Genomic DNA, 21,588 nt, shown 5'->3' with positions numbered 1-21,588 from the left:
TGAGCACGTCCGGGCATGTACCGGACGTGCGATAGAAGAAAGCCACAGGAAGTGGTTTTCTTCACAGGCTCTGAGTTCTCGTAAGGCACAAAAAAAGCCGCCGGTCTCCCGGCGGCTTTTTCTTTTGGACGTCTGGACGGCTTACTTGTTCTTGCCGCCGGTGGCGATGCCGAGGATCGACACCGCGTCCTTCTTCATGGTGGCGGCGGCCGCGGCATCCAGCGGCTGCACGTCGGCGCCGACCTGATGCTGCTGGAGCACCAGGGTGCCGTCCTCGCTCCAGCCGGCGCGGTCGATCGCGCTGGGCTTGCCGTCGCGGTTCGCCTTGGTTTCCTGCACGATCACCCACGGCTTGCCGTTCTTGTAGGCGTAATCGGTGCTGGTGTAGCCCTTGTCGCCGTAGTCGACTTCCTCGCGGATGTACTTCACTTCGCCGGCCTGGCGGAACAGCTGCCAGCCGCGCGAGTCATTGGCCTCCAGCTTGGTGCCATGGCTGATCTTCATGCCGCCGATCTGCGCCTTGACCTCGCCGAATTCGGCCAGCAGCTTCTCGGATGGGGTCTGCTCCGACTGCAACTGGATCGCCACCGCGTCGTTGTTGCTGCCCTTGGCCAGCACCGGCGCCTGGATCGGCATGGTGTACTGGCGATCGCCGTCGGTGATGGTGGCCTGGATCACGTACAGGTCGTTCGGCTTCACATCAGCCGGGTTGAAGCTGAGCGTGAACGACTGCGGGAACGTGCCGGCCGGCGAGGTCTTGCTGGCCAGCGGCGCCGAACCCACGGCGGTGGAGGACACGTCGACCAGGTTCAGCACCAGGCTGGCCTTGTCCGACGGCGTCGACGAGCCGGCACGCAGCGAAATCGTTCCGCTCACCTGGCTCGGCGTTTTCGCCACGGCGCCCGCGGTGTTCGCCGAAGCGGGACCGGAGGAGTCCGCCTGCGGGGACGAATTGGAAGCGTTGTTGCAGCCAGCCAGGGCCAGTGCAGCAACCGACATCAGCGACAAAACCGTCTTGCGCATCGGGGAAACCTCTTCAAGCGTGAAATCAGGCACGTGTCCGTTCAGGCGCTCGGCGCCACGACTTTTACGCGGGGGAAGTTCCAAGCATAGCCCAAAAAGCCCGGCCCGGAAAAGTCAAGCCATCCAATGGCCTACCATTCGCCTGCGTACTGGCTGCTGGATCAGCCGCGATGCAGCGCCCGGTGGGCGATGTCGCGGCGGCAGAACGCGCCGTCATAGCGAATCCGGCTGACCGCGGCGTAGGCGCTTTCGCGCGCCGCGCCGATGTCCGCGCCCAGCGCGCACACGGTCAACACGCGCCCGCCAGCGCTGACCACGCGCCCGGCATCATCGAGCCGCGTGCCGGCATGAAACACTTTCACGTCGCCGCTTTCCGGTGAATCCAGCCCGCTGATCGCATCACCCAGACGCACTCGCCCCGGATAACCACCGGCGGCCATCACCACGCCGATTGCCGGGCGCGCATCCCAGCGCGCCGTGGTGTTCGCCAGACGGCCATCCAGCGCTGCATCGATCAGATCCACCAGGTCGGACTTCAAACGCAGCATGATCGGCTGGGTTTCCGGATCGCCGAAACGCACGTTGAACTCGATCACCTTCGGCGCGCCGGACTTGTCGATCATCAGGCCGGCGTAAAGGAAGCCGATGAACGGTGCACCCTCGGCCGCCATGCCACGCAGGGTCGGCTCGATCACTTCCTTCAGGATGCGCTGCTCGACTTCCGGCGTAACCACCGGCGCGGGCGAGTACGCACCCATGCCGCCGGTGTTGGGGCCGAGGTCGCCTTCGTCGCGGCGCTTGTGGTCCTGGCTGGAGGCCATCGGCAGCGCGTGGCTGCCGTCGCTCATCACGATGTAGCTGGCCTCCTCGCCGTCAAGGAATTCCTCGATCACCACGCGCGCCGAGGCATCGCCGAAGCTGTGCGCGCCAAGCATGTCGTGCAGCGCCAGTTCCGCATCGGCCAGGGTCAGTGCCACCACCACGCCCTTGCCGGCGGCCAGGCCGTCCGCCTTGATCACGATCGGCGCGCCCTGCTTGCGCACGTAGGCGAGCGCGGGATTGAGTTCGGTGAAAACCGCGTAGTGCGCGGTGGGAATGTTGTGCCGCTGCAGGAAATCCTTGGCAAACGCCTTGGAGCCTTCCAGCTGCGCGGCGATCGCGCGCGGGCCGAAGATGCGCAGGCCGGCCGCGCGGAACCTGTCGACCACGCCGGCGACCAGCGGCACCTCGGGACCGACCACGGTCAAGCCGATCTTTTCGCGCTTCGCCAGCGCAAGCAGGCCATCGATGTCGTTTATAGCCACATCGGCGTTGCGCACGCCGGGCTCGCGCGCCGTGCCGGCATTGCCAGGGGCGACGATCACCTCGTCGACCTGCACCGACTGCCCCAGCTTCCACGCCAGCGCGTGTTCGCGCCCGCCACTGCCGATCACCAGAACCTTCATGCCTGCACTCCCGTGCGCCACACGACGCAGCTGCGCATTGTAACGGCTGCGGCGGGAGCGCCGTGAGGCAGCTGCGCTCAGTCGCGGGCTTGCAGAAGATCCAGCAGGGCGGCTCGCGGCAGTTTGCCGGTCTCGTTGCGCGGCAGTGCCTCGACCAGCTTCAGCGGACGCGGCAGGAACAGCGGGTCGATGGCCCGGCGCAGGGCATCGAGGATGACCTGTTCGTCCAGTCCGGGCGCGACCACCAGAGCGGCGATCCGGTGCACGCCGAGCGCGTCGCCGTCGCCATGCTGGAACACCACGCCGTCGCGCACGCCGGGGATCGCCAGCAGGCGGCGGGTGAGATCGGCCAGCGAGGCGCGCTTGCCGGCGATTTCCAGCATGTCCGCATGCCGACCGCACAAGCGGAAGCGACGACCGCCGCCGGACAGGCTGACGATGTCGGCCAGGGTGACCGGCGCGCCGAGCTGCGGCGCCTCGATTGCAGTGCCATCGGGCTGCGGGTGCAGGGTCACGTCGTCATACAGCGACCAGTCCTCGTCCACGGTGGGGCGGCGACTGGCGAACACGCAGGTCTCGGTGGAGCCAAACACCTCCAGCAGCGGCGCGTCGAAGCGCTGCTCGGCCGCCCGCGCCAGCTCGACCGGCAAGGGCGCGGTGGCCGACACCATCGCCGCGATCGGCGGCAGGGCAATGCCCGATTCGATCAGCGCACGCAGATGCACCGGCGTGGTCACCAGCACCCGTGGTTCCGGCACCGTGGCCAGCGCCGCCGCGACGTCGCCGGGAAAAAACGGGCGGCCGGTGTGCACGCCCACGTCGCCCAGCAGGGGCAGCAGCACCGACATCTCCATCCCGTACATGTGCTGCGGCGGCACCGTGGCGACCACCTCGAAGCGGTCACCGACCGTGGCATGCAACCGCGCCAGGTTGCCCGCATTGCTGGCGTGGAAACTGCCCCAGGTCTTCCGGTTCGCCCCGGGCATCCCCGTGGAGCCGGAGGTATAGCCGATCGCCACCACCTGATCGGCGGGAATCGTGGGCCAGCCGGCCTCGACCTGCGCGGGCGGCAGCGCGTCGAACGACGGCAGTTGCCGATAGTTCGGCGGCGGCGGATCGAGCCGCTGCTCGCCCAGGGCATGGCAACCCGGATGGGCCCGCATCACCTCGTCCACCGCCTGCGGCGCGCGCGAGGAAGGCAGCAGGTTGGTCTGGCCGCGCAACATCACCGCGCAGAACGCCACCAGGAAGGCGTACCGGTCCTCGCACAGGTTCACCGCGGCCGTCGCGTCGGGCAGGAACGCCGCCACGGCCCGGACGTCGGCCAGGAAATGCGCGGCGCTGATCGCCTGGCCATGCCGCCAGGCAACCACCCGTGCCGGGTCGGCGGCCACCAGCAGGGGCAGCAACGGCGAGAGCTCGCGCTGGCGCGGGTCGTGGACGATAACCAAACTGCTGTCTCCCTGATCTTCGATACGTTGCGTCCGCGAGCATCGCGCGGCCATGTGAACAGCGACGTGAACGCGGTCGCGCAGATCCGCGACGGCTCGACCCCGACCTGCCGGCATGCGCTCCCCCGCACGCTCAGCCGCGAATGATAGCGCCCGACAGCACGTCGCGAATCACCGTGGGGCTGCGCTGGCCGCCCAGCGGGGCTTCCAGCACGCCGTCCAGTGCGTCGCCAAAATAGTCCGCCACCTGCTCGGCCGCGCGCGCCGGCGGCTGGCCGTGGGGGTTGGCGCTGGTCGACACCAGTGCGCCGCCATAGGCCCGGCACAGCGCCGCTGCCGGTTCGTGGGCGGTCACCCGCAACGCGATGCCGGCGTGGTTGCCGGCAACCCAGTCGGGCACTTCGGCTGAGCGCGGGAAGATCCAGGTGTAGGGCCCCGGCCAGCTGGCCAGCACTTGCTGCAGCATCGCCTGCGGCACAGACGCCCGGTCGATGTAGCGCTCCACCTGGCCGAAGTCCGCCGCAATCAGCAGCACGCCCTGGGTCGGCGGGCGCTGCTTCAGCGCAAACAATCGCTCGAACGCAACCCGGTCATGCGGATCGCAGCCGAGGCCGAAGACCGCCTCGGTCGGATACGCCAGCACGCCGCCACCGTGCAGCAGCGCGGCGGCGGCGTCCAGGTCGGCGAGGGTTAAACGCTGCAGCACTCAGGCCTCGGCGCTGTCGCTGGCAGTTTTCTTCGCGACCGTCTTTTTCGTGGCGGTTTTCTTCGCCGCGGTCTTCTTGGTCGCGGCTTTCCTGGTCGCGGTCTTCTTCACCGCCGTTTTCTTGGCCGCCGTTTTCTTGGCCGGAGCCGCCTTTTTCGCGGCCGCCTTCTTGCTCGCGGTCTTCTTGCCGAAACGGCCCTTGCGCACCGGCGCCGCAGCCAGCAGTTCGAGGCACTGGGCTTCGGTCAGTTCCTTCGGCTCCTGCTCCTTGGGAATGCGCGCGTTCTTCTCGCCGTCGGTGATATAGGCGCCGTAGCGGCCGTTCAGCACCTGCACGCCGTTTCCGAAATCGAGGATCAGCCGGTTCGCCAGCATCTCCAGTTTTTCCTGCACGATCTGCAGCGCGCGGGGCAGCTCGATGGTGTACGGATCGTCTTCAGGCTTCAGCGAGGCATAAGTGCTGCCCTGCTTCACGAACGGCCCGAAGCGGCCGATCGCCACGCTGACCTCGTCGCCGTTCTCCGCCTGGCCCAGCTTGCGCGGCAGCTTGAACAGCTCCAGCGCCTCGGCCAGTTCGATGGTGTGCATGCTCTGGCCGGGACGCAGCGAGGCGAATTGCAGCTTCTCCTCGCTGTCCTTGTCGCCGATGGCGGCATACGGCCCGAACCGGCCCAGTCGCACGAAGACCGGCTTGCCGGTCTTCGGATCGGTGCCCAGCTCGCGCGCGCCGGTGGCCTCGCTGCGGTCGACCGACTCGGCCTTCTCGTCCACCTGCTGCTTGAACGGCTTCCAGAAGCGCTCCATCAGCGGCACCCAGGCTTCCTCGCCCCGGCTGACCGCATCGAGCTCGTCCTCGAGCTTGGCGGTGAAGTCGTAGTCGACGTACTGGGTGAAATGCTGGGTGAGGAACTTGCTGACCGCGCGACCCACGTCGCTGGGCTTGAAGCGGCGACTGTCCAGGTACACGTATTCGCGGTTCTGCAGCACCTGGATGATGCTGGCATAGGTCGACGGACGGCCGATGCCGTGCTCTTCCAGCGCCTTGACCAGGCTCGCTTCGGAGTAGCGCGGCGGTGGCTCGGTGAAGTGCTGGTCGGCGACGATCTCGTGCAGCGGCACGGCCTCGCCTTTCTCCAGCCGAGGCAGGCGACGGCCTTCGTCGTCGTCATCGGCGTTCTTCTGGTCGCGGCCTTCCTCGTAGACGGCGAGGAAGCCGGGATCGACCACCGTGGTGCCGGTCGAACGAAACGAGGCATCGCCGCCGGCCATGTCCGCCAGCGCGAACTCCACGGACACGGTGTTCAGCGTGGCGTGGATCATCTGGCAGGCGACGGTGCGCTTCCAGATCAGCTCGTACAGCTTGCGCTGATCGTCATTGAGGAAAGCAGCCACCGACTTCGGCGTGTACATCGCCGAGGTCGGGCGGATCGCCTCATGGGCTTCCTGCGCGTTCTTCGACTTGGTCTTGTAGACCTGCGGCGCATCCGGCAGTGCGTGGCCGCCGAAGTCGCGGGCGATCAGCTGGCGCAATTCGGCCATCGCGTCGTCACCGAGCATGGTCGAGTCGGTACGCATGTAGGTGATCAGGCCGACGTTGCCTTCGCTGCCCAGCGCCACACCCTCGTACAAGCCCTGCGCCACCTTCATCGTGCGGCTGGTGGTGAAGCCGAGCTTGCGTGCGGCCTCCTGCTGCAGGGTGGAGGTGGTGAACGGAGCCGCCGGGCGACGCTTGCGCTCCTTCGAGCTGACCTCGCTGACGACGAGGCGACCACGGGCAGCCGCCTTCAGCGCCTCGCGGGCCGCATGGGCAGCGGTTTCGCTGGTGAGGTCGAACTGCTCGAACTTCTTGCCGTTGAGGCGCGACAGCCGCGCGCTGAAGTCGCCGTCGACATGCTTCAGCTGGGCCTCGACGGTCCAGTATTCGCGCGCCTTGAACGCCTCGATCTCCTCCTCGCGCTCGACGATCATGCGCAGCGCGGGCGACTGCACCCGGCCGGCGGACAGCCCGCGCTGCACCTTGCGCCACAGCACCGGCGACAGGTTGAAACCGACCAGGTAGTCCAGCGCGCGGCGCGCCTGCTGGGCGTCGACCAGGTCGTGCGACAGCTGGCGCGGCGCGGCCACCGCAGCCTTGATCGCCTTCGGCGTGATCTCGGAGAACACCACGCGGTGCAACTGCTTGCCCTTGGTCAGGCCGCGCTCGTCAAGGATCTCGCTGATGTGCCAGCTGATCGCCTCGCCTTCGCGATCCAAGTCGGTCGCGAGGTAGATGTCGTCAGCCAGCTTGGCGGCCTTGGCGATCGCGTCGACGTGCTTCTGGTTGCGCTCGATCACCTCGTACGTCATCGCGAAGCCGTGCTCGGTATCGACCGCGCCCTCCTTCGGCTTGAGGTCGCGCACGTGACCGTAGGAGGCGAGGACCTGGAAATCCTTGCCGAGGTATTTGTTGATCGTCTTGGCCTTGGCCGGTGATTCGACGATGAGCAGGTTTTTTGCCATGAAGCGGGATATCCGAGAGTGAACCACCGGCGCTTCCGTGCCGGACATATATATAGTTGAAACCACGCGCCGCCGGCGGCTGTCAAGCCCGCACGCGGGGCCGAGCCACGTCGGCGAGGCTCAGCCGTCCGGCAGGCGCTGGTAGCGATTGCCTGCCAGGCTCTCGACGCGCCGCTCCAGTTCCAGCATCAGCAGCATCGACGAAAGCGCGCCGGCAGACTGCCCGGTACGCTGCACAAGTTCGTCCAACGTCGCCGGCGCATGACCAAGTTCAGTCAAAAGCCGCCGATAATCCGGATCGCCGCAAGGACCGGAACGATCGATTCCCGGGGTTCCGACGGCTCGCGGATCAGCATCATCCGACCCCGCCGAGTCCAGCCGGGCAGCCAGCTGGCCGCCAAGCATGCGCGCTGCAGGCGCCAATGTCTCGACAATTTCCGTCACCGTCTCGACCAGCCGGGCGCCGTCGCGGATCAACTGGTGGCATCCGCGGGCCAGCGGATCATGGATGGAACCGGGCAGCGCAAATACCTCGCGGCCCTGCTCGGCCGCCAGCCGGGCGGTGATCAGCGAACCGGACTTCAGCCCCGCCTCGATCACCAAGGTGCCCAGCGCCAGCGCGGAGATGATCCGGTTGCGACGGGGGAAATGATCGGGGCGCGCCGCCGTGCCGGGAGGAAACTCGCTGACGATCGCGCCCTGGGCCGCGATCCGCCGGGCCAGCGCATGGTGCTTGCGGGGATAGACGCGATCGGGCCCGGTGCCGATCACCGCCACTGTCTTCGCCCCGGCATCGAGGGCCGCGGCATGGGCGGCGCCGTCGACACCGTCGGCCATGCCGCTGGTGATCGCGAAGCCGGCGTCGGCCAGCGCCGTGGCAAACGCCCGGGCATGGGCCAGCCCCTTGGCGCTGGCGCTGCGGGCTCCCACGATCGCCACCTGCGGATACAGCAGCAGGTCGCTGTCGCCCACCACAAACAGCGCGGCCGGTGGCTGCGGGATGTCTTCCAGCAGCGGCGGAAAGTCCGCGTCCGTGCAGCGCAGCAGGCGACGGGCTGGCTCGGCCAGCCAGGCCATGTCCGCATCCAGCAGCGCGGCATCGGGCCGGGCCAGCCAGGCCTGCGCGGGCTCACCCAGGGATGTCGCCTGGCGCTGCAATTGCGCCAGCGCGGCGTGCATGTCTCCGCCGGCCGCATCCAGCCGGGCCCGCAGCCCGCCCGGCCCCAGCCCCGGCGTGCGCAGGGCGATCAGCCACGCGCGTTGTTCCTGCAGATCGTCCCTGGTCATGCGTCGAGTTTACGGAGCACCCGGCAAAGAAAACGGCGCGGTGGAAACCGCGCCGTCGTGTAGGAAGATGCCGCTGCGGCTTATTGCGGCGCGGTCAGCCGGCTGCCGATGCTCACCGGACGCAGGCCGTCCATCACCAGGCCGTAGCTGACCCGGTCGAAGGTGCGGAACACCATCACGTGGCCGACGTACTCGTCGGGCAGCTTGACCGTCTCGCCGAAGCCACGGTTCATGCTGTTGCTGGCCACGTCGTCGTGGATCGTCTCGCCCGGCTGGAAGATCGTGAACGTGCTGCCGTTGTCGATCCCGTCGCGGGCACCCACCGACAGCATGATGACCTGGCGGGGACCGGCGGCGGCCATCGCGTCGGCAAAGCCGATCACCTTGGCATCGGCGGGCACCGACTTGGGCGCATGCGGGTAGTAGTAGGCGTCGTACGGCTTGTCGTCGATCGGCATGATGCGATCGCCGCTGCGCACTTCCTGGGTCGCGTTGAGCAGCAGCAGGGTGGCCGGATCGCCGGTGCGCAGCGTCTCGGCGGTGCCGATCACGCTGACTTCGACACCGAGGTCGTCGCCCTTGCCGTAATGGCCGTCGTTGCGCGAATCCTCGCTCCACGGCGCCTTGACCATCGCCGCGTTGCTGTCCATGTCGTGGGCGACCAGGTCGGCGCTGGAGGCGTCATCCTGTTTGAAGCCGCGGAACACGTGGGTCGGACGCACGATGGCCCAGCGCTGGCCCGGCTCGCCCTGCAGGCCACGCACGTACAGGTTCTGGCCGACGGCACCACGCAGACGGGACTCTTCGAGGCCCACCACGTAAGGCGCGGAGCTCACCGCGTTCGAGTCCATCACCCGCATTTCCTTGAGGAACATTTTCAGTTCGGACAGGGGAATGGCGGGAATCGCGTCACCTTCGCGATGGACGCTGGGCTGCAGGCCCACGCGGGGGCCATTGATGAAGGACAGGTTGAGCACGTCGCCGGGATAGATCAGGTGGGGGTTGCGCACCTGGGGGTTGGCCTGCCAGATCTCCGGCCACAGCCACGGCTTGGCGAGGAACTTGGCGGAGATTGCCCACAAGGTGTCGCCGCGGCGAACGGTGTAGCTGTCGGGGTGGTCGGCGCGAAGTTGCGCCCCCGCGGCATAGACCGCCACGGTGACCAGCATGCCCGTCAGCAACACGATAATTTTCTTGATCATTGGTGGGAATCCCCCTTCCCCAGATGCTCGGTCGAGTGTAACCGAATGGTTAACCCGCGCAACAGGTGCGAGTTGGCAAAAATCGTCTGCACTCGGATGCTTGCCGACGTACAATGAGACACATTCTAGATGGCTCCGAGGGTGGCTTTTTACCAAATCGCCCGCATTTTCGGCGCCGAGGTAAAAATCATGTCCGTATTGTCCATTCTTGAATTCCCCGACCCGCGCCTGCGCACCCGCGCCGAGCCGGTGACCGTGTTCGACGCGAAGCTGAAGCAGTTCGTCGCCGACATGCTGGAAACCATGTACGCCGCCAACGGCGTCGGCCTCGCCGCCACCCAGGTCAACGTGCACCAGCGCGTGCTGGTGGCTGACATGAGCGACGAGCGCAACCAGCCGCTGGTACTGATCAACGCCCGCATCCTCGAGAAGGACGGCTCGCAGGTCTATCAGGAAGGTTGCCTGTCCTTCCCCGGCCTGTACGCCGACGTGACCCGCGCACTGGCGGTCAAGGTGCAGGCCCAGGACGTCGACGGCAAGGACATCGTCATCGAGGCCGAAGGCCCGCTGGCCGTGTGCATCCAGCACGAGCTGGATCACCTGGAAGGCAAGGTGTTCGTCGACTACCTGTCACCGCTGAAACGCAGCCTGCTGCTGAAGCGGCTGGAGAAGCACCGCAAGCAGGCGGTCGGTGCTTGAGCGGCGCCGAGCCTGACCGCCGGGGTCTGCGAATCGTTTTCGCTGGTACGCCCGACTTTTCCGTGCCCTGCCTTGAAGCCTGCCGCGACAGCGGCGCCGAGGTGGTGGCCGTCTATACGCAGCCTGACCGTCCCGCGGGACGGGGCCGCAAACTGACGCCCAGTCCGGTCAAGCAGGCCGCGCTGGCCGCCGGCATCCCGGTCGAACAACCCGAGTCGCTGAAGTCCGCCGAGGTGCAGCAGGCGCTGGCGGCCTGGCGACCTGACCTGCTGGTGGTGGTCGCCTACGGCCTGATCCTGCCGCGCAAGGTGCTGGCGATCCCGCGGCTCGGCTGCTGGAATGTGCATGCCAGCCTGTTGCCGCGCTGGCGCGGCGCGGCGCCGATCCAGCGCGCGATCCTGGCCGGCGATGCCGAGAGCGGCGTCGACCTGATGCAGATGGAAGCTGGCCTGGATACCGGCCCGGTGATGTTGCAGCGACGCACGCCGATCGGTCGCGACGACACCGGCGGCTCGCTGCATGACCGGCTTTCGCGGCTCGGCGCCGACGCGCTGGCCGAAGGCCTGCGCCGCACCCTGGCCGGCGAAACCCTGCTGGCCACGCCACAGCCCGAAGCAGGCGTGACCTACGCACACAAGCTGGACAAGGCCGAGGCGAAGCTCGACTTCAGCCGGCCCGCGATCGCCCTTGAGCAGCAGGTGCGCGCGTTCGATCCGTGGCCGGTGGCGGAAGGCGAGATCGCCGGCGAGACCCTGCGGGTGTGGGCAGCGCAGGCGATCGCCCAGGATCATCAGACGCCACCCGGCGAGGTGCTGGGCGCGGGGCGGCAGGGCATCGACCTGGCCTGCGGCACCGGCGTGTTGCGCATCACCGCCGTGCAACGCGCCGGCGGCAAGCGCATCGGGGCGGTCGATTATCTGAATGCCCGGCCCGAACTGCGGCGCCTGCCATGAAGGTCGACACCCGCGCACTGGCCGCCAGGGGACTGGCTGAAATCGCCCTGCGTGGCGCCTCGCTGCGCGAGGTCATGCAACGCGACGCGCCGAAGCTCGCCGATCCGCGCGATCGCGCCCTGCTGATGGCCCTGCTCAGCGAAGGCGCGCGCTGGTGGCTGCGTTTCGACGCCGCTGTCGACGGCCTGCTGGAAAAATCGCTGCGGCACAAGGATCCGGCCGTGCATGCGCTGCTGGTGCTCGGCCTGATCCAGCTGGAAATCCTGGAACTGCAGGACTACGCCGCGGTGGCCGCCACGGTCGAAGCCGTGCGGGCGCTGAAGCGGCCGCAACTGGCCGGCCTGGTCAACGCCGTGCTGCGCCGCTGGCAGCGCGAACGCAGCAGCCTGCTGGCCAGGCTCGACGCGAAGGCACAGACCCGCCACGCCCATCCGCAATGGCTGGCCGACGCATTGCAGCGCGACTGGCCCGCACAGGCCGAAGCGGTGATGGCCGCGGACAACGGCGAACCGCCGTTGATGCTGCGGGTCAACCGCCAGCGCAGCGAACGCGATGCCCTGATCGAACAGTTGCGCGCGGCCGGCTACGAAGCGGCAGCGCATCCCTGGCTGGCCGACGCACTGGTGCTGCCGCACAGCGGCGACGTCACCCGCATGCCCGGCTTCGAGGACGGCCATTTCGCCGTGCAGGACGGTGCCGCCCAGGTCGCCGCCGACCTCGCCGACCTGCGCGATGGCCTGCGCGTGCTCGATGCCTGCGCCGCGCCCGGCGGCAAGGCCTGCCATCTGCTCGAACGCGCCGACATCGACCTGACCGCGCTGGAATTCGACGCCCCGCGGGCCGAGCGCATCCGCCAGAACCTGATGCGGCTGCGCCTCAATGCGAAGGTGGTGATCGGTGACGCGGGGGCACCCAGGGGCTGGTGGAAAGGCCAGCCGTTCGACCGCATCCTGATCGACGCGCCCTGTTCGGCCACCGGCGTGCTGCGTCGTCGCCCCGATGTGCGCCTGCATCGGCGCGAAAGCGACATCGCCACGATGCACGCGCAGCAACGCCGCATCCTGTCCGCGCTGTGGCCATTGCTGGCGCCGGGCGGGCGGCTGGTCTACATCACCTGCTCGGTGTTGCGAGCGGAGAACGAGGCGATCGTGGGCGAGTTGCTGGCGGCCCAGGCTGACGCCGAGGTCGTGCCCTTCAGCTTGCCCGCCGGACAGCCAGCGGCGACCGGCTGGCAGATCCTGCCCGGCGACGGCGACCTCGACGGCATGTATTACGCGGTGTTGCAGAAACAGCACTGAGGTCGTGGTTCACGCTGCCCCGATATCGGCGCGCTATGCTTGCCGCGCCCTCGCACTGCTGACGGATCCCCGACGTCATGAAGTCCCCCGTGCCCCTGTCGCGCGCGCGCCCGCTGTGGTTGCGCGATGCGCGCATCGAAATCCTGCTGTTCGGCGTATTCGCCCTGCTGCTGCTCGGCCTGGGGCTGGGCCTGCGTGATCCGTGGCCGTCCGACGAGCCGCGTTTCGCCCTGGTCGCCCGCTGGATGGTCGAGCACGGCCAGTGGCTGTTCCCGCACCGGGGCCACGAGCTGTATCCGGACAAGCCGCCGGTGTTCATGTGGCTGCAGGCACTCGCCTACTTTCTCACCCGCTGGCGCGTGGCCTTCCTGCTGCCGTCGCTGCTGGCGGCGCTGGGTGCACTGGTGCTGGTCTACGACCTGGCCAGGCGGCTGTGGAACCACCGCAGCGCCCTGCTGGCCACGGCCACGCTGCTGGTCACCATCCACTTCACCTACCAGATGCGCAACGCGCAGATCGACCCGCTGCTGCTGGGCTGGATGACTCTGGCCAACTACGGCCTGCTGCGCCACCTGTTGCTGGGGCCGTCCTGGCGCTGGTTCGCCACGGGCTGCTTCTTCGCCGGCGTGGGCGTGGCGACCAAGGGCGTCGGCGTGCTGGCCTTGCTGATGCTGGCTCCCTATCTGGTCGCCCGGCGCGGCCACTGGCGCTCACTGGCGCTGCCCGCGGGCCGCTGGCGCTGGGTTGGCGGGCTGGCGCTGTTCTTCGTGCCGATCCTGGGCTGGCTGCTGCCGATGTTGCTGGTGGCCCGTGCCGATGGCGATCCGCAGCACGCCGAATACGTGCAGAACATCCTGTTCGGGCAGACCGTGCATCGCTACGCCACGCCCACCGGACACATCCATTCGCCGTTCTATTTCCTCGGCATCATCGCGCTCGACTGGTTGCCCCTGTCGTTGCTGTTGCCGTGGGCACTGCCGGCCTGGTGGCGGCGACTGAAGCGTCGCGATTCGCGCTTGCTGTTGCCGCTGGGCTGGATCGTGCTGATCGTGCTGTTCTTCTCGTTCAGTCCGGGCAAGCGCGACGTCTATATCCTGCCGGCTCTGCCGATGATGGCGCTGGCACTGGCGCCACTGCTGCCCGGCCTGCTGCGGCGACGCGGCGTGCGCATCGCGGTGTTCGCACTGACCTTGCTGTTGTCCGCGGTGCTCGCGGCGGCGGCCGCGCTGGCGCTCCATCGCCACCCGGCCTGGGCGATGAAGATCGAGCAAAGCCTCGACCCGCGGATCTGGTGGCTGCTGCTGACGATCGGCCTGGCCGGCCTGGTCATCGTGGCGTTCACCCGGGTACGCCACGCGCCGCTGGGCTGGCTGCTGTTTGCCGGCGTCCTGTGGGGGATCTACGGCCTGTGGGGTTATCCGATGCTCAACGGCGATCGCTCTGCCCGCAACGTGATGCTGCAGGCACGCTCCATCGCCGGTCCGCAGGCCGAGATCGGCTTGCTCGCCTGGAAGGAACAGAACCTGCTGATGGCCCAGGGCCCGGTGGCCGAGTTCGGCTTCCTGAAACCCCGGCCGCAGCAGTACGCCGATGCCGTGGCCTGGCTGCAGCAGGATGCGTCGCGGCGCTGGATTTTCAGCCTCGACGAGGCGATGGGTGACTGCGTGGATCGCCAGCGCGCCATCCATGTCGGTCACGCCAACCGCCGCGAATGGTGGATGTTCCAGGCTGACGCGGTGAAACCCGGCTGCGCGCCGACAGGCATCGCCGAACCGGAAGCCGATGAATGGCTGTGATCACGCTGCGAAAACGCCCCGGGACGCAATTCGTCCACTACCATGCATACTGCGAATGAACCCGAGCGTTACACCAGCGCGTCCAGAGGGCTTGCCGGCGACAAGCACCGGTTAGCATGTGCTGAGGGGGAGTTTCAGGTTCAGAAGGTTGGCCCGTGCACGAACGAGAAGCTTCATGGAAGATCCCGGCGGCTTCACTGCTGCTCGCGGTCATGCCTTTGTGTTTTGCCATATCCGGGCGTTTGAAGACGTTGCCGATGGCTTTGCTGTTTGCCGCCGGCCTGCTCCTGCTGATCACGCGCGCGGAGACCCGCAGCATTTTCCGAAGAGTATGGCCGGTGATCGCCGTGTGCCTGCTGCGCCTGCTTTATGACATCGGCAACTTCCTCGGCCATGGGCTCGACGGCAAGACCCTCGACCTGCCGGCACAGACACTGTTGTTCCTGGGGGTTGCCGCCGTCTTCACCCTGCCGTTACAACAGCGCGTGATCGCGATCGGCTTCAGCCTGACCACGCTGCTGTTGGGCGCAGCCAGCATAGTTCAACGTTACGGCATGGGTGTCGATCGTCCCTACGGCCTGAACGGTGGCGACTGGGCGTCGGTCGAGTTCGCGATGTACCTGCTGATCATGGCGCTGTTGTCGATGCTGCAGGCAATACGGCCGGACACGCGTCGCGCTGACCGCTGGCTGCACGGCGCGGCGGTGGTGGTGGGTCTTTATGGCGCGGTGCTTACCCAGAGTCGTGGGCCGCTGCTGTCGTTCGCGCCGGTGTTCCTCGGCCTGATGTCGTGGCATGCGATCCGCACGAGGCACTGGAAGCGCGTGCTCATTCCGTTGGCCGCCACCCTGGTCGGCATGCTGGCGGTGACCGCCACCCTGCACCGGGAAATGATCGACCGGCTGGCTGATGTGCCCGCCCAGATCAGCAAGTACGGCGACAGCGCCGCCGGCAGCACCGGCGCCATCGGCGAGCGCCTGGAGATGTGGCGCACCGCATGGCAGGCATTCACCGAGCATCCGCTGGCCGGTATCGGGCTGGACCAGTTCGGCGTGTATGCGCGCGCGCAGGTGGCCGCCGGCAAGGCCAGCGCCACGATCGCCGGGTACGTGCACCCGCACAGCGAATATCTCGAATCGATGGTCGCCGGAGGCGTGCCGGCGCTGCTGGTGCTGTTGCTGTTGCTGATCGTGCCGGCGGTCTTCTTCGCCCGCCATCTGAACCATCCGCAGGAGCCGGTGGCCTGTGCAGCGGTCGCCGGCTTGATGGTGATCGGCCTCTACAGTCTCTGTGCGTTCACTGACAATGTGTTTTATCGGGCGATGCCGCAATCACTTTTCCTGTTCCTCGTGCTGGGGCTGACGGTCGGCATCGGTCGACAGCTGCGCCATCCCGCCCTTCCCTGAAGTCGATCCACATGGCCCGAATCAACCTGCTTGCCTGGGACAACCAGCGCGGCCTCACCCACGACCTCCGCCTGTTGTGCCGCACGCTGACCGGACTGGGCCACGAGGTTCAGGTGACCCGGCTCGGCCCGCGCCGGCATGACGGTCGCCGGCAGGCCTTCATGCAGCGTGTGCGGATGTGGTGGCAACGCCTGCGCCACGCCGACTGGCGCAGGACGCCGTACGACATCAACATCGCCCTGGAGCACGTCCGGCCGGACTGGTGCGCGCTGGCCCGGCTGAATCTGCTGGTGCCCAATCCGGAATGGCTGTCACCCCGCAGCCGGCGATACCTGCCGCGCTACGACGCGATCCTGTGCAAGACGCGCTACGGCGTCGACCTGTTCAAGTCACTCGGTTGCCGCACCCTGCACATTGGCTTCGACAGCACCGACTGCCTCGATGCCGCCGTTCCGCGCAAGGCCAGCTTCCTGCACCTGGCCGGTGCCAGCCGGATGAAGGGCACGGAGCGCCTGCTGGCCTTGTGGCGACGCCATCCGGAATGGCCGAAGCTGCTGGTGCTGCAGTCACCGCGAACAGCCGTGCAGGCGGCCGGGCCGATGCCAGCCAACATCGAGCACCGGCTGGGCCACGTGTGCGACGAGGGCGAGATACGCCAGCTGCAGAATGCCCACCTGTTCCATCTGTGCCTGTCGGAAACCGAAGGCTGGGGCCATTACATCGCCGAGGCGATGAGCTGCGGCGCCGTGGTGATCACCTCCGATGCCGCCCCGATGAACGAGTTGGTGCAAGCGGACCGCGGCGTGCTGGTGAAAGCCATCGGGAAAGGCTCGTTCAACCTCGCATCCATCCATCAATTCGACGAATCGGCGCTGGAAGAGGCGATCGAACGACTCACCAGCATGCCGTTCTCCGAACTGGCCAGCCTGGGCCGGCAGGCGCGGGAATGGTTCGAGACCAACGATGCGACATTCGCGCAGCGGGTGGATGTCGCGCTGGCCCAGCTGGCCTGACCAGCCGTCTTGTTCCCGGCGTGCCGTCAGCCGGGGCGCAGATCCGCCGGTGGCTGGGCGAATTCGGCCAGATGGCCATCCACACCCTGCTCGCAGCGGACCAGCCCGCGTGCCCGGGTGTCGTCGACGATGAGGTCGTTCGGATTGCCCACCACATGCTTGCGGGTGGGATGGTAGAGATGGGTCGCCAGCGCACTGAAACGCAGTTCGCGCCGCAGCAGCCCGGCGTGGAAGGCGCGTATCGCCAGTTCGGTGTCTTCGCGCCCCCAGCCGGTCATCGCCTCGTTGAAGCCATTCAGGCGCAGCAGGTCGTCGCGCCAGAACGCCATGTTGCAGCTCTTGATGCCGCGCTGCTTGGTGCCCGGCCGGGCATACCACTGCGCCAGCGCCGGCAGCCGCAGCGTGTGTCGCCGACGCTCGATGCCCCGGCTGAGGAACCCGGGCATCGGCACGGCCTCTTCCAGCATCCGCCGGGTCAGTCCGGCGTCGGTCAGCACCCGCGACCCCTGCACGAAGCAGCCGCGGCGGGCGAACGCGTGGTGGTCGGCGACGAAGTGCCGCTCGGCCACCATGTCGCCATCGAGCAGGATCAGGTAGTCGCCCCGGGCGGCGGCGATCGCCCGGTTGCGCGCGCGGCTCATGCGCGCACCATCGTCGGGCTGCCACAGGTGGACCAGCCGCACCGGATAGCCGGGCGCGATGTTTTCGAGCAGCTCGCGAGTGGCCGGTTGCGAGCCGTCGTCGGTGACGATCACTTCGTACGGCAGCTCGCTCTGCGCCGCCAGCGCCTGCAGCACCAGCGCCAGTGCGCTCGGCCAGTTGTAGGTGATCACGGCGACACTGATGCGCACGGCAACCCCGCTCATTCGTCGCCGGTCAGGCGATGACCGCCACGGATGCCGCGCCACCAGACCGGGCCGAGGATGGACAACGCGCGATTCAGGTTGCCCAGCCAGCTGCCGCGACGCATGCGCACCATCCTGGCGTAACGCTTGGCCTCACGCCAGGATGGCTCGGGCTTGGTGCGGAACTCGTGTTTGGCATTGTCGACGGAGCGCGTGTCCAGGCCGATGTTCCTGGCATAGATCTCGATCAGGCAACGCGAGCGGAAGCGGTTGAGATAGATGCTGGTCGCTGTCTGTTTTCCCCACCAGCCATTGTTGCCGTGGATGCGGTAATGCACGGCGCCGGTGCGCAGGTAATACTTGCGTGCGCCCAGCACGCTGGCGCCGAACACCAGGCAGTTGTCGGCGGACAGCCGCCACGTATGGCTCAATTCCTCCGGCAGTTCCAGCGTGCGCCGCGCCCACAGCGCGCGCATCGACAACGCCGAAGTCGGCGCACCGTACCAGTGCATCAGCATGTAGGTGCTGATGGCGGTATAGCCCAGGTCATGCGAGCGCTCCGAATAGCCCATCCAGCGATTTTCGTCGCCGAACAGCTGCATGTCGGAAAACACGAAATCGACATCGCGGCGGCCGTCGTACAGCTCACCCAGGCGCGACAGATAGTCCGCTTCCCAGCGGTCGTCCGCATCGAGAAAACAGATCACGTCGGCCGTGGCGCGTGCCACGCCGCGCTGGAAGGCCACCAGCTGGCCGCCATTCTCGCCACAGACCAGGGTGACCCGCGGATCGTTGCCGTAGCGTTCGCGCAGGTGATCCGCCGAACCGTCGCCGGAGCCGTCATCGACCACGATGACCTGCGCCGCCGCGCGGGTCTGCGCCAGCGCACTGTCGACCGCCGTACCGACGAAATCCCGATAGTTGTAACTGGTGATGACGACCGCGAAGCTGGTCATGCCGCCCCACCCTCCTCGCGCAGCCGACGGAAATAGGCAATGGTTTCCTTGAGGCCGTCTTCGAGCGTCACGCTCGGCTGCCAGCCGAGCCGGTCGCGCGCCACGGAGATGTCCGGCTGGCGCTGGCGCGGATCATCCGACGGCAACGGCTTGTTCACCAGTTTCGAGCGTCCGCCGACCAGGGCGATCACCTTCTCGGCCAGTTCGAGCATGGTGTACTCGATCGGGTTGCCGATGTTCACCGGGCCGGTGAAGCCGTGCCCGGAATCCATCATCCGCACGATCACCTCGATCAGGTCGTCGACGTAACAGAAGCTGCGCGTCTGGCTGCCGTCGCCGTAAATGGTGATGTCTTCCCCGTGCAGCGCCTGCATGATGAAGTTGCTCACCACCCGCCCATCGTTCGGGTGCATGCGTGGGCCGTAGGTGTTGAAGATGCGCACCACCTTGATGTCCAGCTCGTGCTGGCGGTGGTAGTCGAAGAACAGCGTTTCGGCGCAGCGCTTGCCTTCGTCGTAGCAGCTGCGGATACCGATCGGGTTGACCTTGCCCCAGTAACCTTCCATCTGCGGATGCACCTCAGGGTCGCCGTAGACCTCGCTGGTGGAAGCCTGCAGGATGCGCGCCTTTACCCGCTTGGCCAGGCCCAGCATGTTGATCGCGCCATGCACGCTGGTCTTGGTGGTCTGCACCGGATCATGCTGGTAATGCACCGGCGAGGCCGGGCAGGCCAGGTTGAAGATGCGCTCCACTTCCACATAGAGGGGAAAGGTCACGTCATGCCGCATCAGTTCGAAATACGGATGTGTGAGCAGGTGCGCCACGTTGCGCTTGCTGCCGGTGAAGAAGTTGTCCACGCATAACACGTCATGGCCGTCGCGAAGCAGTCGATCACACAGGTGCGAGCCAAGGAAGCCAGCGCCACCAGTGACAAGGATTCGTTTCATGGACGGCCGTTAATTTTCGATGGCAGGGGCGTGCCGGAGCACGCACGGTCGATCGACGCCAGTGAATTTTGTCATGGATGGCGCCGCGAAGTTGCGACCCGGCTGGCCGAATGGGCGAATTAACCGCCGCTACGTCGCCTCCACCCGGGTGAATCGGGGCATGGGCTAGAATCCCGCCCATGCCGACCCTCCCGCTGACCCTCGCCGTCATCACCCACAACGAGGCCGGAAGCATCGCCCGCTGCCTGGACAGCGTGCCGTTCGCGGCCGAAAAACTGGTAGTGGACTCGGGCAGCGACGACGACACCGTGGCGATTGCCCGGGCGCATGGCGCCCGCGTGATCCAGCAGGACTGGCTCGGCTTCGGTGCCCAGCGCAATTTCGCCAGCAACCAGTGCAGCCATGACTGGATTCTGGTGCTGGATGCCGACGAATGGCTCAGCCCGGAACTCGCGGTGGAACTGCAGCAGCGCCTGCCCGGGCTGATGGCGGGCGACGCCCCGGCGGCGTACCTGCGCCGCCGCACGATCTACATGGGCCGGCCGATGCGCTGGTACCGGCCGAACGTGGGCGAGAAACTGGCGCGGCTATACCATCGCGGCCGTGCGCGCTGGAGTGATGCGCGGGTGCACGAATCGCTGCGCTTCGACGGTGTCGCGCCGACGCTGCGCGCCGCCTTCGACCACGCCAACAATCCCAGCCTGGCGCACAAGCAGCTGAAGGTACTGCGCTACGCCGAGCTGAAATGCCGCGACTGGCTGGACAGGCGCAAGCCGGTGCGGATGTGGCAGGCACCGTTCGTCTACCTGCTGGCCTTCCTCAAGGACTACCTGTTCCGGCTGGCCTTCCTGGACGGCTGGCGCGGCTTCCTGATCGCCCAGACCGCGGCCAGCTACGCGCTGTACAAACGCATGCGCTATTACGAGATGGTCAACCATCCCGAGTCGGTGGCGAGCGCGGCGGCCCTGCTCCACAAACACGAAATCGATCGCTGATGACTCCCGAGAAGCACTACCTCCTGTACGGCTCCGAGCGTTACGCGCTGGCGATCCTGCGCCCGTTGCAGGAAGCCATCCGCGCCCGCGGCGACGAGACCGCCTGGTTCTTCGACGGCCCCGGCGCGGAAGACCTGGTCGAAGGCGAGCGCCTGCTGAGCGTGGCCGAGGTGCGCGCCTGGCATCCGATCGCGGTGATCACCTCGTCCAACGCGGTGCCGCACTTCTTTCCCGGCGTGAAGGTGGAGACCTTCCACGGTTTCGACGCCGGCAAGCCCCGGCACATCTACGTGCGCGGCTTCTTCGACCTGTACTGCACCACCGGCCCCCGCGACACCGCCCAGTTCCAGGCGATCGCCGACAAGGTCGGCCACTTCAACGTGATCGAGACCGGTTTCCCCAAGATCGATCCGTTCATGAAGCAGATCGACGGCCCGCTGCCGCCGGTGCGCCAGCCCCCGGTGATCCTCTACCACTCCACCTTCTCGCCCTCGTGGAGCGCGGCCGAGACGCTGTACGAGGAAGTGCGGCGGCTGTCGCGCGATGGCCGCTGGCGCTGGATCGTCACCTTCCACCCGAAGATGAACCCGGAGACCACGGCGAAGTTCAAGGCGCTGCAGAACGAGTACCTCACGTTCGCCGAGAACGACAACATCCTGGAGCTGTTCCCGCAGGTCGACATGATGTGCTCGGACACCTCCTCCGCACTCAACGAATTCCTGCTCACCGGCAAGCCGGTGGTGACGTTCAAGAACCGCCGCCCCGGCCCGCAGCTGATCGACATCGACGACCCGGCGCAGTTCGAGAGCGCGATCGAGCGGGCGCTGGCGCGGCCGCCGGAGCTGATGCAGGCGATCCGCGACTACGCCGACGCGATCCATCCCTACCGCGACGGCCATTCCAGCGAACGGGTGCTCGACGCGATCGACACCTTCATCGCCCGCGGCGCGAAGAATCGCCGGCGCAAGCCGCTGAACCTGTGGCGCAAGCTGAAGATCCGCCGGCGCATCGGTTATTGGGGCCCGGCCTGACCGATGCGTGCACCTGCGCCACTTGCCGCCGCGCCG

The 21,588-nt window shown here is 67.3% G+C and carries 19 protein-coding genes; 9 read left to right on the top strand and 10 right to left on the bottom strand.

Annotation, left to right across the window (positions count from 1 at the left end):
- Positions 1-141: 141 nt before the first annotated feature.
- The 7 genes from ASD55_RS01600 to ASD55_RS01570 form a co-directional block, all read right to left on the bottom strand.
- Positions 142-1,023 carry a YbaY family lipoprotein gene (locus ASD55_RS01600; RefSeq protein ID WP_056715150.1) on the bottom strand — a complete coding sequence of 294 codons (882 nt, stop codon included), beginning with the start codon at positions 1,021-1,023 and terminating at the stop codon, positions 142-144.
- A 161-nt stretch (positions 1,024-1,184) separates the two neighbouring features.
- Positions 1,185-2,468, bottom strand: coding sequence for a phosphoribosylamine--glycine ligase (gene purD / locus ASD55_RS01595; RefSeq protein WP_056715147.1), 1,284 nt, complete (start codon positions 2,466-2,468; stop codon positions 1,185-1,187).
- Between the two features lie 77 nt (positions 2,469-2,545).
- Positions 2,546-3,919 (bottom strand): AMP-binding protein, encoded by a 1,374-nt coding sequence (locus ASD55_RS01590; protein ID WP_056763231.1) that lies wholly within the window; start codon positions 3,917-3,919, stop codon positions 2,546-2,548.
- A 133-nt stretch (positions 3,920-4,052) separates the two neighbouring features.
- Entirely contained in the window at positions 4,053-4,625 is a 573-nt protein-coding gene (locus ASD55_RS01585) for a Sua5/YciO/YrdC/YwlC family protein (protein ID WP_056763229.1), read from the bottom strand.
- Positions 4,626-7,124, bottom strand: coding sequence for a DNA topoisomerase I (locus tag ASD55_RS01580; protein ID WP_056763228.1), 2,499 nt, complete (start codon positions 7,122-7,124; stop codon positions 4,626-4,628).
- 120 nt (positions 7,125-7,244) lie between these two features.
- Positions 7,245-8,411, bottom strand: a complete 1,167-nt coding sequence (dprA, locus tag ASD55_RS01575; protein WP_056763226.1) for a DNA-processing protein DprA — start codon at positions 8,409-8,411, stop codon at positions 7,245-7,247.
- A gap of 80 nt (positions 8,412-8,491) precedes the next feature.
- Positions 8,492-9,613, bottom strand: coding sequence for a LysM domain-containing protein (locus tag ASD55_RS01570; protein WP_056763224.1), 1,122 nt, complete (start codon positions 9,611-9,613; stop codon positions 8,492-8,494).
- Between the two features lie 189 nt (positions 9,614-9,802).
- On the opposite strand from ASD55_RS01570, the gene def reads away from it, so the two are divergent.
- From def to ASD55_RS01540, 6 genes are all read left to right on the top strand, one after another.
- On the top strand, positions 9,803-10,312 hold the full coding sequence (gene def, locus ASD55_RS01565; RefSeq protein ID WP_056715155.1) for a peptide deformylase: 510 nt from the start codon (positions 9,803-9,805) through the stop codon (positions 10,310-10,312).
- 26 nt (positions 10,313-10,338) lie between these two features.
- Positions 10,339-11,265 (top strand): methionyl-tRNA formyltransferase, encoded by a 927-nt coding sequence (gene fmt, locus ASD55_RS01560; protein WP_157598819.1) that lies wholly within the window; start codon positions 10,339-10,341, stop codon positions 11,263-11,265.
- Positions 11,262-12,563 carry a 16S rRNA (cytosine(967)-C(5))-methyltransferase RsmB gene (gene rsmB / locus ASD55_RS01555; protein WP_056763221.1) on the top strand — a complete coding sequence of 434 codons (1,302 nt, stop codon included), beginning with the start codon at positions 11,262-11,264 and terminating at the stop codon, positions 12,561-12,563. Before fmt ends, rsmB begins: the two co-directional genes overlap by 4 nt.
- Before the next feature lie 77 nt (positions 12,564-12,640).
- Entirely contained in the window at positions 12,641-14,359 is a 1,719-nt protein-coding gene (locus ASD55_RS01550; RefSeq protein WP_056763219.1) for a glycosyltransferase family 39 protein, read from the top strand.
- A gap of 257 nt (positions 14,360-14,616) precedes the next feature.
- A complete protein-coding gene (locus ASD55_RS01545) occupies positions 14,617-15,765 on the top strand; it encodes an O-antigen ligase family protein (protein WP_235577696.1) in 1,149 nt (382 codons plus the stop codon).
- Between the two features lie 11 nt (positions 15,766-15,776).
- Entirely contained in the window at positions 15,777-16,778 is a 1,002-nt protein-coding gene (locus ASD55_RS01540) for a glycosyltransferase family 4 protein (RefSeq protein WP_056715122.1), read from the top strand.
- A gap of 26 nt (positions 16,779-16,804) precedes the next feature.
- Here the strand turns inward: ASD55_RS01540 and ASD55_RS01535 are convergent, their stop codons facing one another.
- The 3 genes from ASD55_RS01535 to ASD55_RS01525 are packed head-to-tail and all read right to left on the bottom strand — an operon-like array spanning position 16,805 to position 19,526.
- Positions 16,805-17,629 (bottom strand): glycosyltransferase, encoded by an 825-nt coding sequence (locus tag ASD55_RS01535; RefSeq protein WP_056764417.1) that lies wholly within the window; start codon positions 17,627-17,629, stop codon positions 16,805-16,807.
- An 11-nt stretch (positions 17,630-17,640) separates the two neighbouring features.
- Positions 17,641-18,579: a glycosyltransferase family A protein gene (locus tag ASD55_RS01530; RefSeq protein ID WP_056763217.1), complete on the bottom strand. Its 939-nt coding sequence runs from the start codon at positions 18,577-18,579 to the stop codon at positions 17,641-17,643.
- Positions 18,576-19,526 carry a UDP-glucuronic acid decarboxylase family protein gene (locus ASD55_RS01525; RefSeq protein ID WP_056715117.1) on the bottom strand — a complete coding sequence of 317 codons (951 nt, stop codon included), beginning with the start codon at positions 19,524-19,526 and terminating at the stop codon, positions 18,576-18,578. The genes ASD55_RS01530 and ASD55_RS01525 overlap by 4 nt, the downstream gene beginning before the upstream one ends.
- On the opposite strand from ASD55_RS01525, the gene ASD55_RS18630 reads away from it, so the two are divergent.
- Genes ASD55_RS18630 through ASD55_RS01515 form a run of 3 tightly spaced genes read left to right on the top strand, consistent with a single transcriptional unit; the run spans position 19,449 to position 21,552 of the window.
- Complete coding sequence (locus ASD55_RS18630; RefSeq protein WP_162248767.1) at positions 19,449-19,649, top strand: hypothetical protein; 201 nt, start codon at positions 19,449-19,451, stop codon at positions 19,647-19,649. The two genes, ASD55_RS01525 and ASD55_RS18630, sit on opposite strands and share 78 nt — an antisense overlap.
- A gap of 56 nt (positions 19,650-19,705) precedes the next feature.
- A complete protein-coding gene (locus ASD55_RS01520; protein ID WP_056715114.1) occupies positions 19,706-20,521 on the top strand; it encodes a glycosyltransferase family 2 protein in 816 nt (271 codons plus the stop codon).
- The gene (locus ASD55_RS01515; RefSeq protein WP_056763215.1) at positions 20,521-21,552 is read left to right on the top strand and encodes a CDP-glycerol glycerophosphotransferase family protein; all 1,032 of its coding nucleotides are present in this window, start codon (positions 20,521-20,523) and stop codon (positions 21,550-21,552) included. The genes ASD55_RS01520 and ASD55_RS01515 overlap by 1 nt, the downstream gene beginning before the upstream one ends.
- Positions 21,553-21,588 lie beyond the last annotated feature (36 nt).

Source organism: Rhodanobacter sp. Root561 (assembly GCF_001427365.1).
GTDB lineage: Bacteria > Pseudomonadota > Gammaproteobacteria > Xanthomonadales > Rhodanobacteraceae > Rhodanobacter.
Note: the sequence above shows the minus strand (reverse complement) of the source record. Positions and strands in the feature narration are given on the sequence as shown.

Coding starts and splice junctions, on each gene's coding strand:
- ASD55_RS01600 (WP_056715150.1), bottom strand. CDS start 1,023: ATGCGCAAGACGGTTTTGTCGCTGATGTCGGTTGCTGCACTGGCCCTG.
- purD (WP_056715147.1), bottom strand. CDS start 2,468: ATGAAGGTTCTGGTGATCGGCAGTGGCGGGCGCGAACACGCGCTGGCG.
- ASD55_RS01580 (WP_056763228.1), bottom strand. CDS start 7,124: ATGGCAAAAAACCTGCTCATCGTCGAATCACCGGCCAAGGCCAAGACG.
- dprA (WP_056763226.1), bottom strand. CDS start 8,411: ATGACCAGGGACGATCTGCAGGAACAACGCGCGTGGCTGATCGCCCTG.
- ASD55_RS01570 (WP_056763224.1), bottom strand. CDS start 9,613: ATGATCAAGAAAATTATCGTGTTGCTGACGGGCATGCTGGTCACCGTG.
- def (WP_056715155.1), top strand. CDS start 9,803: ATGTCCGTATTGTCCATTCTTGAATTCCCCGACCCGCGCCTGCGCACC.
- rsmB (WP_056763221.1), top strand. CDS start 11,262: ATGAAGGTCGACACCCGCGCACTGGCCGCCAGGGGACTGGCTGAAATC.
- ASD55_RS01550 (WP_056763219.1), top strand. CDS start 12,641: ATGAAGTCCCCCGTGCCCCTGTCGCGCGCGCGCCCGCTGTGGTTGCGC.
- ASD55_RS01545 (WP_235577696.1), top strand. CDS start 14,617: ATGGCTTTGCTGTTTGCCGCCGGCCTGCTCCTGCTGATCACGCGCGCG.
- ASD55_RS01540 (WP_056715122.1), top strand. CDS start 15,777: ATGGCCCGAATCAACCTGCTTGCCTGGGACAACCAGCGCGGCCTCACC.
- ASD55_RS01530 (WP_056763217.1), bottom strand. CDS start 18,579: ATGACCAGCTTCGCGGTCGTCATCACCAGTTACAACTATCGGGATTTC.
- ASD55_RS18630 (WP_162248767.1), top strand. CDS start 19,449: ATGGCCGTCGCGAAGCAGTCGATCACACAGGTGCGAGCCAAGGAAGCC.
- ASD55_RS01525 (WP_056715117.1), bottom strand. CDS start 19,526: ATGAAACGAATCCTTGTCACTGGTGGCGCTGGCTTCCTTGGCTCGCAC.
- ASD55_RS01520 (WP_056715114.1), top strand. CDS start 19,706: ATGCCGACCCTCCCGCTGACCCTCGCCGTCATCACCCACAACGAGGCC.
- ASD55_RS01515 (WP_056763215.1), top strand. CDS start 20,521: ATGACTCCCGAGAAGCACTACCTCCTGTACGGCTCCGAGCGTTACGCG.